The organism is Nocardia sp. NBC_01388, from assembly GCF_045040085.1.
Taxonomy (GTDB): Bacteria; Actinomycetota; Actinomycetes; order Mycobacteriales; family Mycobacteriaceae; genus Nocardia.
In genome coordinates this window covers 534,167-547,145 of record NZ_CP109553.1, presented here as the reverse complement: position 1 = coordinate 547,145, position 12,979 = coordinate 534,167, and the positions used below count along the sequence as shown (strand labels likewise).

Here is a 12,979-nt window from a genome sequence, read left to right as displayed (position 1 = left end):
CGAACCGGTCAGGGTTCGAGCCGCGCTATTCGGTCGAAATACCCACCCGCAGTAGCAGATTCAGCAACGTGGTGCGTTCGGCCGCGGACAGATCGGCGAAGGAATCGGCGAGGACCTCGTCGGCGACCCGGTTTCCGGCGGCCAGGACCTGGGCGCCGGTGGCGGTGAGGCGGTGTTCGATGGTGCGGCCGTGGCCGGAAGCGCGGTCGATGAGGCCGCGCGCCGCCAAGCGATTGGCTAGGGTGCCGAAGGCCTGTTCGCTCTGGAAGGTTTCTTCGGCCAGGGCGCGTGCACTGGAGCCGGGGTCACGGGCTATGGCGCGCAAGGCATCCCACTGCGCCAGGGTCGCGCCGACACCGGTGAGCGCGCGGTCCAGTGCGCGATGGTGGCGGTACAGGGCTTGTTTGACGGCCCTTCCCAATCGCTTCCATCAGGACCCGGCCGATGTTCCGGCCGCGCAACTGGCTGTGCGACAGGCGAATATGGTCGCGCTGCGGCATTTCGCGAGTGATCCGTATATGCACGACCCGTCACTGCTGGCGCGACTGTCCGGCGTCACGTCCCCGCCCTGCTGGTGTGGGGCGCGAGCGACCGGGTCGTCACGCCGGTGTACGGCGCGGCCCATGCCGCGGCTTTCGGCAATGCGCGGCTCGAAATCATCAGCGAGGCAGGGCATCTGCCGCACATGGAACAGCCGGACGCCAACCTCGCCGTTCTCGACGCGTTCGCGAATCAGGTCAGCGGGACTCCCGCGCGATAGGCCTCGACGGCGGCCTGGGTCTCCTCGTTGACCAGGTCGAAGTTGATCTGCGCACCGGCGGCGGCTCCCGCCGCGGCTGCCGCGCCGACCTGCGCGGACAGATCGGTGACATTGCCCGCCAACCACACTCCGGGCACGTCGGCGCGGCCGGTGGGGTCGCTCGGGAGGTACTCACCCATACCCGAGGGATGCTCCTTGGGCAGGAGTCCCAGCGGTGCAAGGAAACTCGCGTCCGCGACCATGCGTGATCCGACCACCACCGCCTCGCGTTCGACCACGGTGCCATCGGAAAGTCGCAGTCCCGCAAGCCGATCCCCGGCGATCTCCACCGCGGTCACCTCGCCGGTCACCACCCGAATGTCGCGGGCTGCGAATTGTTCGGCCTGCTCCTCGGTCAGCGGTACGGAGGTATGCGCGAAGTAGGTGATATCCGGACTCCACTGCCGGAACAGCAGGGCCTGATGCACCGACATCGGACCGCTCGCCAGCACGCCGATGGCCTGATCGCGCACCTCCCAGCCGTGGCAGTACGGGCAGTGGATCACATCGTGGCCCCAACGGCTCTGCAGCCCAGGGATATTCGGCAATTCGTCGACCAGGCCCGTGGTCACCAGCAATCGCCTCGCCCGAACGGTCCGGCCGTCGGTGAGTGTCACGGTGAATCCGGTACCGTCCTGCGCCGCGGTGGCCACCGTGCCCGCCACCACCTGGCCGCCGAACTGCCGCACCTCGACCCGTCCGCGCTCGACCAGGTCCTTCGGGGATATGCCCTCGCGGGCCAGCAGCCCGTGCACACCGTCGGCGGGGGCATTACGCGGATGGCCCGCATCGATCACCACCACCGAGCGCCGGGCGCGCGCGAGCATGAGCGCCCCGTTCAATCCGGCCGCGCCGCCGCCGACCACCACCACGTCATAACTGTTTGCCAACTGATCCGTCATCAGTGACCACCTCCTTGATGAGGACCATGCGAGAACACCCACAATTTCGGCAAGAAAAGTTGCTGATACGGCAAACTCGGAGGATGGACGAAGAACTCGACCAAGCGCTCGACGCAGTGGGGCCACGGCTGCGTGACCTGCGACGACAACGCGAAACGACGCTCGCCGAGCTGTCGAAGACGACCGGTATCTCGGTCAGCACGCTGTCGCGGCTGGAATCGGGGGCGCGGCGGCCGACACTGGAATTGCTGCTGCCGCTCGCCAAGGCGCACGGCGTCACCCTCGATGAGCTCGTCGGCGCGCCGCCCACCGGCGATCCGCGGATTCATCTGCGCCCGGTCAGCCGCGGCGGCATGACCATGGTTCCGCTCACTCGCCGGGCCGGGGGCATCCAGGCCTTCAAGCTGGTGATTCCGGCGAACAGCCGCAATGAACCGGATCCGCGGACGCATGAGGGTTACGAGTGGCTCTACGTTCTCAACGGCCGGCTGCGAGTTGTGCTGGGCGAGCACGATTTTGTGATGAATCCGGGCGAGGCGGCCGAATTCGATACCCGGGAGCCACACTGGTTCGGCCCGGCGGATGAGGGCGAATCGGTCGAATTCCTCAGTCTGTTCGGCAAACAGGGGGAACGCGCGCACCTGCGGGCCCGCCCGAAGGATCGCTCCTGAGCGACCGCTAACCGACCAAGCACTTGCTTGTTTTGAGGGAGTGGACTACCAATGAGGTTCGATCCACATACTCGCCGCGCCACCGAGCGCGGCCCGCACCGAAGGAAGTAGATGGACGACTTCGGTCATCGCACCGGGGCCGCACTGGTGCTCGGCGCCAGCGGCGGCCTGGGACTGGTTACGGCGCGCATGCTCATCGAACGCGGCAGCAATGTCGCGCTGACCTACTTCCGATCGGCCGGCAAGCTCGATCCACTGCTGGAGCTGGCCAAGGCCGCGGGCCGCACGGCCGCGGCATGGCAACTCGACCTCACCGATGCGGCGCAGACCGCCGAGGTGATCGCGCAGGTGGCCGCCGATTCCGGTGGCATCCACACGCTCGTCTATGCCGCCGGACCGCATATTCCGATGCGGCATCTGAGCCGAATCACGCCGGAGGACTTCAAGTCTCAGATGATCGACGATGCGGTGGGCTTCTTCCATGCCGCCCACGCCGCGCTCCCCCATCTGCGCGCCTGCGAGGGCAATATCGTCGCGATCACCACCGCGGCCACCACCCGCTTCCCGATTCGGGACGGGCTCTCGAGTGCACCCAAGGCGGCGGTCGAGGCCCTGATCCGGGGTATCGCGGCCGAGGAGGGCCGCTTCGGCATTCGCGCCAATTGCGTCGGCCCGGGCATGACCACCGACGGTATGGCCGATCGGCTCATCACATCCGGTGATCTCGACCAGAACGCGCTCGATATCACCCGGGCCAATATTCCGCTCCGGCGCTTCGGCGATGCCGAGGACATTGCCGAGGCGGTATGTTTCCTCGCCTCCGATCGCGCGGATTTCATCAGCGGCCAGAAATTGGATATCGACGGCGGATACGGCGTGTAGCAGCCCACCGCGGCGGCGCGCCCCGGGCCGATCCGGGTCCGAGTCATTCAAGATGACACACAGATCGGTCCGGACGAGGTCGGAAGGCGGTATTCGACATGTTCAGTGCGGCGTCGGAAGCGGTGACGGGAAATCCGGCGCCCTTCACCTGGGTTACCGCATTGTCGATGCTCATCTTCTGCGGAATCCTGTGGCTGATAGTCGAATACATGCGAACACACACCCGAGCCTCCATGTGGCTCTGGGGTCTGTCGCTGCTGACTTTTCCACTGTGGATCTGGGGCCCAGGCCGCGATATCGGGCTGATCAACTGGTTCTCGTGGGCGAAGATCCTTTCTGTGCTCATTCCGCTGACCGTGGTCGGGGCCATGCGCATCGCGGTGGCCGAGCAGCGGGCGGGGCGCGTATGGGAACTACTGCGCAATCCGCGCTTCCTGTGGTTCCCGTACGCGATTCTGTTCTTGAATATCGCCGAGGCCACACTCCGGGATTTTCAGCTCGACAATCTCTGGAATGCGGCTGTGGGCGTGGGACTGTGCCTCACCATTCCCTACAGCCCGCGCTTCTGGGCGGTGCTGCCCGGACGTCATGCGGAGCTGGTCGCCTACACCACGATGGCGTGGAACTTCCTGTACACCACCTGGAATCTCTGCTTCACCTTCGGCGGTTATCCGCCACAGGAGGAGCATTTCGCCGCCAGTATCTGCATTCTGGCTGTCGCCGAGATCTATCCGCTGGTCAAGGGACGGCCGGAGCTCTACATCATGGCCCGGATCTATACGCTGCCGGTGCTGATGCTGACCATCGCCATCTACAACATCTTCCCGAAGGTGATGCCGTCCGACGGCTGGTTCGACAATGATGTGTGGCGAGTGTGGGGTGTGGTGAACTTCGTGCTCACGATCCCCTATTTATTCTGGTACACATGGCAATTGGAGTCCGGGCGGGCGTTCATCATGTTCCGGCGCGGGCCGGCTCGGCAGGAGTTTCTGCACGAGCACGGCGATGACGTCAAACGCCTGATGGCGCTGAACTCCTCATTGGATGCCGGCCGGGAGACCAGCGGAAAGGCCTGAGCCTCAGCAGCGAACGGCGTAGGCGGTGTGCGGCGCCGGGTGCAGGTCACAGTGGCTGCTGTAGTTCGGCTGATTGTCGGGCGCTTGAATATTCGCATTGCCGAAGGTGGTGCCATTGCTCGCAGGGCCGTTACCGAAGGTGGTGCCATTGGTCGCGGGGCCGTTCCCGAAGGTGGCGCCATTGCTCGGGGGGCCGTTCCCCACGGTGTTGGACGAGGCGTTCGCCAGGGCCGGCGCCAGCGTAGCCGGAACGATTACAAAAGCGCCGACGAGCGCGAAAGCTGCTGCGGTGGTGCGGGCACCGTTGCGCAACCGCTGTGCGATCAGAGGGTATTTCTTCATACCCTGACAACGAGATCGCCCTTGGCACAGTTCATTTCGGAGATGTTTCGACTGCGCTTCCCCGCCGTTATCTTCGCCGTGCCGCGGGCGGGCCTCCTAGTCTTTGACCACGATGCCGATCGCGGCGGCGAACGTGGGGGCGAGATCGAGGAGTTGCGTCGAAGTGATGGTCGCGCCCGCGAGTGCTTCGACGCCGTCAGTGACATTGAGGTAGCGCGCGCTGCGCAGATCCACCTTCTTCAGCTCGGCTTTACGCATGGACAGCGCCTGCACCTCCGAACCCGGGAAGCTGACGGAGGTCAACTTCGCCTCACTGATATCGATATGCCGCAGTACACAATCGACGAAAGACACATCGTTGAGATGAGCGCCGCGCAGGTTCACCGAATCGAATTTGCAGTTGTAGAACCGGACCCGGCGCAGCCGTGCCCCGAATGCCTCGACACCCGAGAAGGCATTCATCACCAATTCGGTATCCAGCCAAGAACTATCCGACAGGTCGGTACGGATCCACTGGGTGCCGTGGATCCACACATCATTGAAGCGAGCGTGCCGCATGGTCCCCCCGGACACCGTGGCGGCCGTTATCGCGCATTCGGTGAATTGCGCGCCCCGGGCCTGAACCTCATCCAGTTGCAGCCCGTCGAAGAGCGCACAGTCGTACTCCCCCTCCATCCCGATCTCGTCGTGCTCCACCAGGTGGCGTGCGAACGACAGGTCGGCCAACTCCCGCGGCATCAGAAGTCCTCACATGATCGGTAATCGAAGCCGATGACATACGTCGCGGCCCCTCGACCGTAGCCGAGGGTTTCAGGATCATCGCGAGGCGGAGCGCCCTGCATACGTCCGCAGCGCGCGGTGATATACAGGCGTGAACCTTCGCACCGAAACTGACGGAAACGACTGCTAGGAGCGAATTTGACGTCCATTCAGACCATTACCTCCGCACTGGCGGGGCTGGATTCGATCCGCGGCGAGTTGGCCGATTTCTATCGCGATCTGCACGCGCATCCCGAACTGTCCGGAGTCGAGTTCCGCACCGCCGATCAGGTGGCGCGGCAGGCGACGGCGCTCGGGTACCAGGTGACCACCGAGATCGGCGGCACCGGCGTGGTGGCGGTGCTGGCGAACGGTCCGGGGCCGACGGTGCTGGTGCGGGCGGACTTCGACGCACTGCCCATCCAGGAGGCGACCGGACTGCCGTACCAGTCGCGCATCGACGGGGTGATGCACGCCTGCGGCCACGATATGCACGCCACCTGTCTGCTGGGTGCGCTGAAACTGCTCGGCGACGCCCGGGCGTCCTGGTCGGGAACACTGCTGGCGGTCTTCCAGCCCGCCGAGGAGACCGGCCGGGGCGCGCAGGGAATGATCGACGACGATCTCTTCGCCCGCTTCGGTACTCCCGATATCGTGCTCGCACAGCACACGGCCCCGGTTCCGGTGGGCCTGATCGGCGGGCACAGCGGTATCGCGGCGGCGGCCACCGATGCGCTGCGCATCGTGATGCACGGGCACGGCGGGCACGGTTCCCGCCCCGAGGCCACGGTCGATCCGGTGGTGATGGCGGCGGCCACGGTCATGCGCCTGCAGACCATCGTGTCCCGCGAGATCGCGGCCGATGAGGCCGCGGTGGTGACGGTCGGGGCGATGCGGGCCGGGACCAAGGACAACATCATTCCCGATGACGCTGAGCTGCAACTCAATATCCGCACGTTCACGCCGGAGGTGCGCACGCGGGTGCTCGCGGCCGTGGACCGGATCGTGCGGGCCGAGGCGGCGGCGGCCGGTGCGCAGTGGGCGCCGGACACCTCGGTCATCGATGCCTTCCCGGTCATGGTCAATGACGCCGATGCGATGCGGCGGACGCTCGGCGCGTTCGGTGCGGTGTTCGGCAATGACAAGGTGTTCGATCCCGGCCGGATCACCGGCAGCGAGGATGCCGGAAATTTCGCGACCGCGGCCGGAGTTCCGCTGTGCTACTGGATGTTCGGCGTTCTCGATCCGGCGGTGTTCGGCGGTTCCGATCCCGTGCAGATCCTGCATGACCTCATCGGCGGGAAGCTCGATCTGAAGACTGTTCCGGGTCCGCATACGGCGGGTTACGCTCCCGTCGTGGATCCGGCGATCAAGGTCGGGGTCACGGCCATGACCACCGCCGCCCTCACCTGGCTCGGAGAGGCTCGATCGTGACGACCATCGGGGTTACCGGGTGCACCGGCAAGCTGGGATCGATGGTGGCGCAGCGGCTCTCCGAGGCGGGCGCGGATCTGCGCTTGATCGCGCGTACTCCGGGCAAGGAGCTGCCGGTTCCCGATGCCGAAGTCCGGTATGCGGAATACGGCGACGGGCAGCTGTTCGAGGCGGCGACCGCCGGGGTGGACACGCTGCTGCTGGTGTCGGCCATGGAGAGTGAGCTGCGGGTGGCCGAGCACACCACCGCCATCGATGCCGCAGTCGCGGCGGGGGTGCGGCGCATCGTCTACATCTCGTTCCAGGGTGCGGCGCCGGAGGCGACCTTCACGTTCGCGCGCGATCACTGGTACACCGAGCAGCACATCCGGCAGACGGGTGTGGAGTTCACGATCTTGCGGGACAACAACTATCAGCTGCATCTGCCCGGGCTGGCCGATCCGGAGACCGGGGTGATTCGCGGACCCGCCGGTACCGGGCGGGTTGCCGCCGTGGCGCACGAGGACATCGCGGAGGTCGCGACCGCCGTACTGCTCGACGGCACGCTGCTGCCCGGCGAAGTCCGCGATGTCACCGGACCGCAGGCCCTGACGCTCGCCGAGGTCGCCGGCATTCTCAGCAGGCACGCCGGCCGGACCATCACCTATGAGCCGGAATCGATTCCCGAGGCGTATGCGAGCCGGGCCGGATACGGCGCACCCGAGTGGATGGTCGCGGGCTGGGTCACCTCCTACGAGGCCATCGCCACCGGCGAATTGGCCGCTGTGTCGGACACGGTGCAGGCGATCACCGGGCACCTGCCGACCACATTCGATCGATATCTCACCGACCATCCCGATATCCTCAGCAAGCTGTCCACGTCATGACTTCCGGGCAGGCGCCGAGTTGTTCGGGGCACAGGCGAAAGGGTGATCATGCGGGTCGTCGCTGAAATTCTCGTCGGCCTGCTGGCCGCACTGCACCTCTACATCATGGTCATGGAAATGTTCCTCTGGACCACACCCCGCGTCCGCGCCTCCTTCGGCAGCACGGCCGAATTCGCCGAGCAGACAAAGGTTCTCGCGGCCAACCAGGGCCTCTACAACGGATTCCTCGCCGCCGGCCTGATCTGGGGCCTGATCGCCTCGGATCCGGTGGGCCACGATGCCCAGATCTTCTTCACCGCCTGCGTTGTGGTGGCGGGCCTGTACGGCGGCGCGACAGCCAGCCGCCGCATCCTGCTCGCGCAGGCGCTGCCGGGCGCGATCGCGCTAGCCGCGGTATTGCTCGCCGGATAGCCGGTTCTGTACCGCCACTACCCTTTCACCATGACGGCAAGTACTCCACTCAGTCCGGCGTCCACTACCGAAGCGGCATTGTCCGCCGGTGATCTCGCGCTGCTGCGTACGGCGATCGCGGAATCGTTCGCCTCTCGGGAGCGGGGGCGCCATCCATTCGGTGCGCTCGTGGCCGACGAGAACGGGGTGATCGTCGCGCGGCGGGGTAATAATTCCGCGCCGCCGGAGGGGGATCCGACCCAGCATGCCGAGCTCTCCGCCGCTGCGGAGGCGGTAAAGCACCTCACGGCAGCCGAACTCGCGCGCGCCACGTTGTACACGAGCGCCGAACCCTGCGTCATGTGCGCGGGGGCCATTTACTGGACCGGTATCGGACGGGTTGTGTACGCCCTCTCCGAGGAGAAGCTGCTCGGGCTCACCGGCGACAATCCGGAAAACCCCACCTTCGCGCTGCCCTGCCGTGAGGTTTTCGCGCGCGGTCAGCGCCGCATCGAGGTGCACGGGCCGATGCTGGAGGACGAGGCGGCGGGCGCGCATGAGGGGTTCTGGCAATAGCCGCAACACATTTCGTCACATGCCGTTGCATTCGATGAGCGGGGGCGGGTAGTCCGGGGCGAGGAGCGGGGCTCGCCAGGGTTTGTGGATGTCGGCGCCGGGGAGGTGGGCGAGTTCGGGGAGCCAGCGGCGGGCGTAGGCGCCGTCGGGGTCGAAGCGGTCGGCCTGGCGGATGGGGTTCAGGACTCGGTTGGGGCGGGAGTCGGTGCCGGTGCCCGCGGCCCACTGCCAGTTGAGCTGGTTGTTCGCGACATCACCGTCGACGAGCCAGCGCTGGAAATGGGCTGCGCCGATACGCCAGTCGATGCCGAGGGATTTACTCAGGAAGCTCGCCGCGATCAGGCGGGCGCGGCCCGGCATCCAGCCTTCGGCCAGGAGTTGGCGCATACCCGCGTCGATGACCGGATATCCGGTGCGGCCGGCGCACCAGGCCGCGACGGCTTGCGGATCATTGCGCCAGGGTGTGGGGCGGGGGCGATAGTCCTCGGTGGCGACCTCGGGCCGGGCGGCCAGGATCTGATTGTTGAAGTCGCGCCAGGCCAATTGGCGGGCGAACGCGTAGCCGCCGGGGGTGGACAGGTCGGTGCGCCGGACCATTTCGGTGGGTGAGAGGCAGCCGAAGTGCAGGTAGGACGCCAGCCGGGAGGTGGCGTCGGCAGCCAGATCGTCACTGGCGGAGGCGTATTCCCCGATGGGTCCGGAAAGCCAGTCGCGCAACAGCTTTCGTCCGGTGGTCTCGCCTCCCACGGCCAGGTTCGGTGAGCTCTCCGCCGACGTCAGAGCGGTGAGATCGGGCAGCTCCGCACCGGCGATATCCGGCACCGTCACCCCGGCCGGCCGTGCCACCGCACTGCGCAGCGGGGTCTCCAGCCAGCGACGGAAGTACGGCGTGAAAACCGCGAAGTGATCCCGCCCGGTCGCCGGGCGCAGATCCGGAGGATCGACGACGCTCACCGATCCGGAATGCACCGTCAGCCGACAATCATTGCGCCCCAATCGATCCCGAAGCCGCCGGGCGCGCTCGGCGCTGTACCCGCTCACATCCGAGGCGATATGCACCTCCGTCGCGCCGGTCTCGGCAACCACCTCCGCTACCTGCTCCGCGATATCGCCCCGCCGCACCACAAGCCGCCCGCCGACGGCCCGCAACTCAGCATCGAGCTCACCGAGCGCCGCCAACAGGAACCGAATTCGATTCGCCGACAGCGATGCCCGCTCGAGAATGCGGTCGTCGAGAACAAACAGCGGCACCACGGCATCGGCGCGGCAGGCCGCAGCCAACACCGGATTGTCACGCACCCGCAGATCCCTCGTGAACAGGGCAACTGCGACGCTCATCGGAGATCTACCCTAGGCATCCGGCCATCGTAGCTTCGACCCAGCGAACAATGAGTAGGCATCCGCCATTGTCGGCGATCAGTGACCGATCACGCGACACCCGGCGACTTTCCACCTCGCTCACGGGCCACCGTCCTCGCCGCATCACCCCCCTGAACCCTCCGCGTTCCGCCCCTCGCCCTGCGGGTAGCTATCGCTTGGTCGGAGCGCGTATCACTGACCGATCACACGACACCCGGCGACTTTCCACCTCGCTCACGGGCCACCGGGCTTGCCGCATCACCCTCATGAACGCCCCGTGTCCTGCCCCTCGCAGTGCGAGTAGCTATCGCTTGCTCAGAGCGCGTATCGCTTCCGCGAGTGCGGGCGCGTCGGTCAGGTCATCGAGAACGACGTCGGCGTCGTCCAGGCTCGATGATGGAGTTCCGCCCGCAGCGACGGCGATGACGTGGGCTCCGCCCTGCCGCGCGGTTTCGATATCGCCGGGGCTGTCGCCGATGAGGACGGTGTTCCAGTGGCCATAGCCGTTCGGGTTTTGGGCCGGCGCACGGGATTGCGCGAGGGCGACGAGTGCCGGGCGGTGTGCGTCGTCGTCGCCGTACGCACCATTGTCGAGGTCGAGATAGCCTCGCAAGCCGAAGATTTCGAGTTTCAAACGTGCGACTGCGCGGGTATTGCCCGTCAGTACGGACTGCCGTATATCGGGGAGAGCAGCCAGATAGGTCAGCGCCTCTTCCGCACCCGGCAAGATGCGGCCCTGCTGACGCAATTGGTCTCGCCGCACGGTGTAGGCGGCTAAGAGAGCGTCGGCGAAAGCCGGGAAGGGCGTGGGCTCCGGTATGCCGTGCAGCGCGGCCGTTGCCGCGTAGATATCAGGCTCGGTTCGACCGGTGATATGCGGCATCTGCCGCAGAATGCAGCCGGTGACCTGCTCGAATGCGTCCGCGAACGCCGCACGGCCGACACCGCGCGTCTCGATCAACGTATGGTCGATATCCCAGAGCACCAGTGCACCCGTGTTGTGCACGAATACCATCCGAAATCGCACCTCCGGTCCTACTCTGGCTCACATGGCCATGACGTCACGGCCCAATGACGATATCGGCGCGCGGATCCGGCTGCATCGTGAGCGGAGCGGACGTACGCAATCCGTTATTGCCGGGTTGGCGGGCATCAGTACCGATTACCTCGGGCAGGTCGAGCGCGGACGAAAGATGCCGAGCGCGAGTGTGATTCAAGCGCTGGCGGCGGCTCTCCGTGTGGGACCGGGTGCGCTACTCGGCGACACCCCCTCGGACACAACAAGGCTGGTATCCGGAAGTGGTGATCGTCTCGCTTTGGCGCTGATGTCCGGCGGCGGTGATCCGGTCGATGTCGACGAGCTAGCCACCCGTATCGATCACGCCTGGAAGACCTGGCAGATCAGCCGTCACCGCTACAGCGGGCTGTTGCCGACGCTGCCTGCATTGATCCGCGACACCGAAGCGACGCTCCGCAGCCTCCGACGAGGTCCCCAGCGCAGGCAGATAGCCACTGTCGCGAGCGATCTCTACGGGTTGCTACGCACCGTCACACGAAGAGTGGAGCGCACCGATCTGTCATTCTTGGTGGCAGACCGCGGTTTACGCTCGGCCGAGGACGCCGACGACCCCATTCGCCTTGCGGTTGCACGGTGGAATCTCGGTCACACACTGCTGATGGCAGGCGAGCATGAGGCGGCGATCGAACTCACCACGCTCGCGGCCGGCAGTGTGATCACCGAAGCCGGTCCGACCCCTGCCGCGATCGCAATGACGGGTGCCCTGCAACTTGTTGCAGCAGTTGCCGAAGCACGTGCGGGCCGACTTTGGGAAGCGAGGGACCGGCTGAGCACGGTGCATCCGATCGCAGTGCGCTCACAACCGGCAGGCAATGTCGGGCACACCATGTTCAGTCCACTCAATGTCGAGCTTCACGCAATAGCGATCGAACTTCAGGCCGGCGACGCGATCGAAGCGCTACGAATCGCAGATCAGCTCGATGCAAGCGAATGCCCGTCGATAGAAAGGCGTTTCACCTTTGCCCTCGACCTGGCTCGGGCATACGAGTTACGCCGCGAGGAAACCGGAACACTCCTGCATCTGCTCGACGCCGAGCGAGTAGCACCCGAAGACCTCGATCACTGCCCCGCAGCGCAGGAAATGGTGCGGCGTCTGCTGCACAGCGCACGCTCGACTAATCGAACCCAAGCTGCGGCCCTGGCCGACCGCCTGGGCATGGATACCTGACCCGGTCCGCCGGGTAACCCGGTCTCCGAGACCGGGTTACCTCCCGACCACGGCTCTACCGTCATCGGCAGCACCACTCGTTCGGTGCGAACGATGACCATCTGGGGCCGGGAGGAATCGGGAAATGGAATACGTCGCTGCTCTGACACTCGCTGCTCTGACACTCGCTACGGTCATGTTCGCGACCGGGCTAGCTTTGCGCCACAACATATACCGGCCGCGCCGCTGCGCTGCAACGACCGTCGCCGACCTTCAGGCGCGGCTGGCCGCCGATCGCACGTTCCTGCCGATCGCAAGGGGGTGGTGATTGTGCTCGAAATACCTACTGCCATAGGCTATTTACGCTCGGACGTATCTCGCTCTCGCCAGCCTTGGGATGAGATTCAAATCCGTAGCCTCGCAAGGCGACTCGGGTATGTGCTGGCGAAGACTGTCGTATTCAGTGCGCGCACTGATGATCCGACGCAGCGGGTGATCGATGCTGTTCGCGCCATCGACGCCGAAGCGGTGGTTATACCTGGGATCGACCATTTCGAGGGGTATCTGCCTCCGGAGCTGCTCGCGGTCGCTGATGTCATTACCGTGTCGCCCGAGCAGACCTTCGCGCGGTGGTTTATTCCGCCCGATGCTCCCGCTGATAGGAGTGCTCGATGACAACGGCTCTGACGATGCGTTGG

At 65.8% G+C, this 12,979-nt stretch carries 16 protein-coding genes and 1 pseudogene; 11 read left to right on the top strand and 6 right to left on the bottom strand.

The features are described 5' to 3' along the window. Window positions 1-25: 25 nt before the first annotated feature. Window positions 26-421 (bottom strand): MarR family winged helix-turn-helix transcriptional regulator, encoded by a 396-nt coding sequence (locus OG716_RS02580; protein WP_405136086.1) that lies wholly within the window; start codon window positions 419-421, stop codon window positions 26-28. A gap of 147 nt (window positions 422-568) precedes the next feature. Here OG716_RS02580 and OG716_RS02575 point away from each other — a divergent pair, with 147 nt between their 5' ends. Next, window positions 569-760 carry an alpha/beta fold hydrolase gene (locus tag OG716_RS02575; RefSeq protein WP_405139477.1) on the top strand — a complete coding sequence of 64 codons (192 nt, stop codon included), beginning with the start codon at window positions 569-571 and terminating at the stop codon, window positions 758-760. On the opposite strand, the gene OG716_RS02570 is transcribed toward OG716_RS02575, so the two are convergent. Continuing rightward, the gene (locus OG716_RS02570) at window positions 733-1,701 is read right to left on the bottom strand and encodes an NAD(P)/FAD-dependent oxidoreductase (protein WP_405136085.1); all 969 of its coding nucleotides are present in this window, start codon (window positions 1,699-1,701) and stop codon (window positions 733-735) included. The genes OG716_RS02575 and OG716_RS02570 overlap by 28 nt on opposite strands. 83 nt (window positions 1,702-1,784) lie before the next feature. Between OG716_RS02570 and OG716_RS02565 the strand changes: the two genes are divergently transcribed. The 3 genes from OG716_RS02565 to OG716_RS02555 all read left to right on the top strand — a co-directional run bounded on the left by OG716_RS02565 (window position 1,785) and on the right by OG716_RS02555 (window position 4,330). Next, window positions 1,785-2,372, top strand: a complete 588-nt coding sequence (locus tag OG716_RS02565) for a helix-turn-helix domain-containing protein (protein ID WP_405136084.1) — start codon at window positions 1,785-1,787, stop codon at window positions 2,370-2,372. Window positions 2,373-2,483: 111 nt separating this feature from the next. After that, a complete protein-coding gene (locus tag OG716_RS02560; protein ID WP_405136083.1) occupies window positions 2,484-3,254 on the top strand; it encodes an SDR family NAD(P)-dependent oxidoreductase in 771 nt (256 codons plus the stop codon). 98 nt (window positions 3,255-3,352) lie between these two features. Beyond that, on the top strand, window positions 3,353-4,330 hold the full coding sequence (locus OG716_RS02555; RefSeq protein WP_405136082.1) for a hypothetical protein: 978 nt from the start codon (window positions 3,353-3,355) through the stop codon (window positions 4,328-4,330). Window positions 4,331-4,333: 3 nt separating this feature from the next. On the opposite strand, the gene OG716_RS02550 is transcribed toward OG716_RS02555, so the two are convergent. Further along, on the bottom strand, window positions 4,334-4,672 hold the full coding sequence (locus OG716_RS02550; RefSeq protein WP_405136081.1) for a hypothetical protein: 339 nt from the start codon (window positions 4,670-4,672) through the stop codon (window positions 4,334-4,336). Between the two features lie 96 nt (window positions 4,673-4,768). Continuing rightward, window positions 4,769-5,410, bottom strand: coding sequence for a pentapeptide repeat-containing protein (locus OG716_RS02545; RefSeq protein WP_405136080.1), 642 nt, complete (start codon window positions 5,408-5,410; stop codon window positions 4,769-4,771). Between the two features lie 180 nt (window positions 5,411-5,590). Between OG716_RS02545 and OG716_RS02540 the strand changes: the two genes are divergently transcribed. The 4 genes from OG716_RS02540 to OG716_RS02525 are packed head-to-tail and all read left to right on the top strand — an operon-like array spanning window position 5,591 to window position 8,697. Further along, on the top strand, window positions 5,591-6,865 hold the full coding sequence (locus OG716_RS02540; RefSeq protein ID WP_405136079.1) for an amidohydrolase: 1,275 nt from the start codon (window positions 5,591-5,593) through the stop codon (window positions 6,863-6,865). After that, complete coding sequence (locus OG716_RS02535) at window positions 6,862-7,731, top strand: SDR family oxidoreductase (RefSeq protein WP_405136078.1); 870 nt, start codon at window positions 6,862-6,864, stop codon at window positions 7,729-7,731. The genes OG716_RS02540 and OG716_RS02535 overlap by 4 nt, the downstream gene beginning before the upstream one ends. 48 nt (window positions 7,732-7,779) lie before the next feature. Then, complete coding sequence (locus tag OG716_RS02530) at window positions 7,780-8,142, top strand: DUF1304 domain-containing protein (protein WP_405136077.1); 363 nt, start codon at window positions 7,780-7,782, stop codon at window positions 8,140-8,142. A 30-nt stretch (window positions 8,143-8,172) separates the two neighbouring features. Next, complete coding sequence (locus tag OG716_RS02525; RefSeq protein WP_405136076.1) at window positions 8,173-8,697, top strand: nucleoside deaminase; 525 nt, start codon at window positions 8,173-8,175, stop codon at window positions 8,695-8,697. Window positions 8,698-8,712: 15 nt separating this feature from the next. Here the strand turns inward: OG716_RS02525 and OG716_RS02520 are convergent, their stop codons facing one another. Both OG716_RS02520 and OG716_RS02515 read right to left on the bottom strand, forming a co-directional pair. Next, complete coding sequence (locus tag OG716_RS02520; RefSeq protein ID WP_405136075.1) at window positions 8,713-10,035, bottom strand: cryptochrome/photolyase family protein; 1,323 nt, start codon at window positions 10,033-10,035, stop codon at window positions 8,713-8,715. Between the two features lie 325 nt (window positions 10,036-10,360). Then, complete coding sequence (locus OG716_RS02515) at window positions 10,361-11,062, bottom strand: haloacid dehalogenase-like hydrolase (protein ID WP_405136074.1); 702 nt, start codon at window positions 11,060-11,062, stop codon at window positions 10,361-10,363. On the opposite strand from OG716_RS02515, the pseudogene OG716_RS02510 reads away from it, so the two are divergent. From OG716_RS02510 to OG716_RS02500, 3 genes and pseudogenes are all read left to right on the top strand, one after another. Further along, a pseudogene (locus OG716_RS02510) lies at window positions 10,950-11,300 on the top strand (helix-turn-helix domain-containing protein); the annotation flags it as partial. The gene OG716_RS02515 and the pseudogene OG716_RS02510 sit on opposite strands and share 113 nt — an antisense overlap. Before the next feature lie 72 nt (window positions 11,301-11,372). Beyond that, window positions 11,373-12,302, top strand: a complete 930-nt coding sequence (locus OG716_RS02505; protein ID WP_405140300.1) for a hypothetical protein — start codon at window positions 11,373-11,375, stop codon at window positions 12,300-12,302. Window positions 12,303-12,719: 417 nt separating this feature from the next. After that, entirely contained in the window at window positions 12,720-12,956 is a 237-nt protein-coding gene (locus OG716_RS02500) for a hypothetical protein (protein WP_405136073.1), read from the top strand. Window positions 12,957-12,979: the final 23 nt, after the last annotated feature.

What these genes read in the sequence shown, in the direction of transcription:
- OG716_RS02520 (WP_405136075.1), bottom strand. Translation starts at nt 10,035, where the DNA reads ATGAGCGTCGCAGTTGCCCTGTTCACGAGGGATCTGCGGGTGCGTGAC.
- OG716_RS02525 (WP_405136076.1), top strand. Translation starts at nt 8,173, where the DNA reads ATGACGGCAAGTACTCCACTCAGTCCGGCGTCCACTACCGAAGCGGCA.
- OG716_RS02550 (WP_405136081.1), bottom strand. Translation starts at nt 4,672, where the DNA reads ATGAAGAAATACCCTCTGATCGCACAGCGGTTGCGCAACGGTGCCCGC.
- OG716_RS02560 (WP_405136083.1), top strand. Translation starts at nt 2,484, where the DNA reads ATGGACGACTTCGGTCATCGCACCGGGGCCGCACTGGTGCTCGGCGCC.
- OG716_RS02570 (WP_405136085.1), bottom strand. Translation starts at nt 1,701, where the DNA reads ATGACGGATCAGTTGGCAAACAGTTATGACGTGGTGGTGGTCGGCGGC.
- OG716_RS02545 (WP_405136080.1), bottom strand. Translation starts at nt 5,410, where the DNA reads ATGCCGCGGGAGTTGGCCGACCTGTCGTTCGCACGCCACCTGGTGGAG.
- OG716_RS02530 (WP_405136077.1), top strand. Translation starts at nt 7,780, where the DNA reads ATGCGGGTCGTCGCTGAAATTCTCGTCGGCCTGCTGGCCGCACTGCAC.
- OG716_RS02555 (WP_405136082.1), top strand. Translation starts at nt 3,353, where the DNA reads ATGTTCAGTGCGGCGTCGGAAGCGGTGACGGGAAATCCGGCGCCCTTC.
- OG716_RS02565 (WP_405136084.1), top strand. Translation starts at nt 1,785, where the DNA reads ATGGACGAAGAACTCGACCAAGCGCTCGACGCAGTGGGGCCACGGCTG.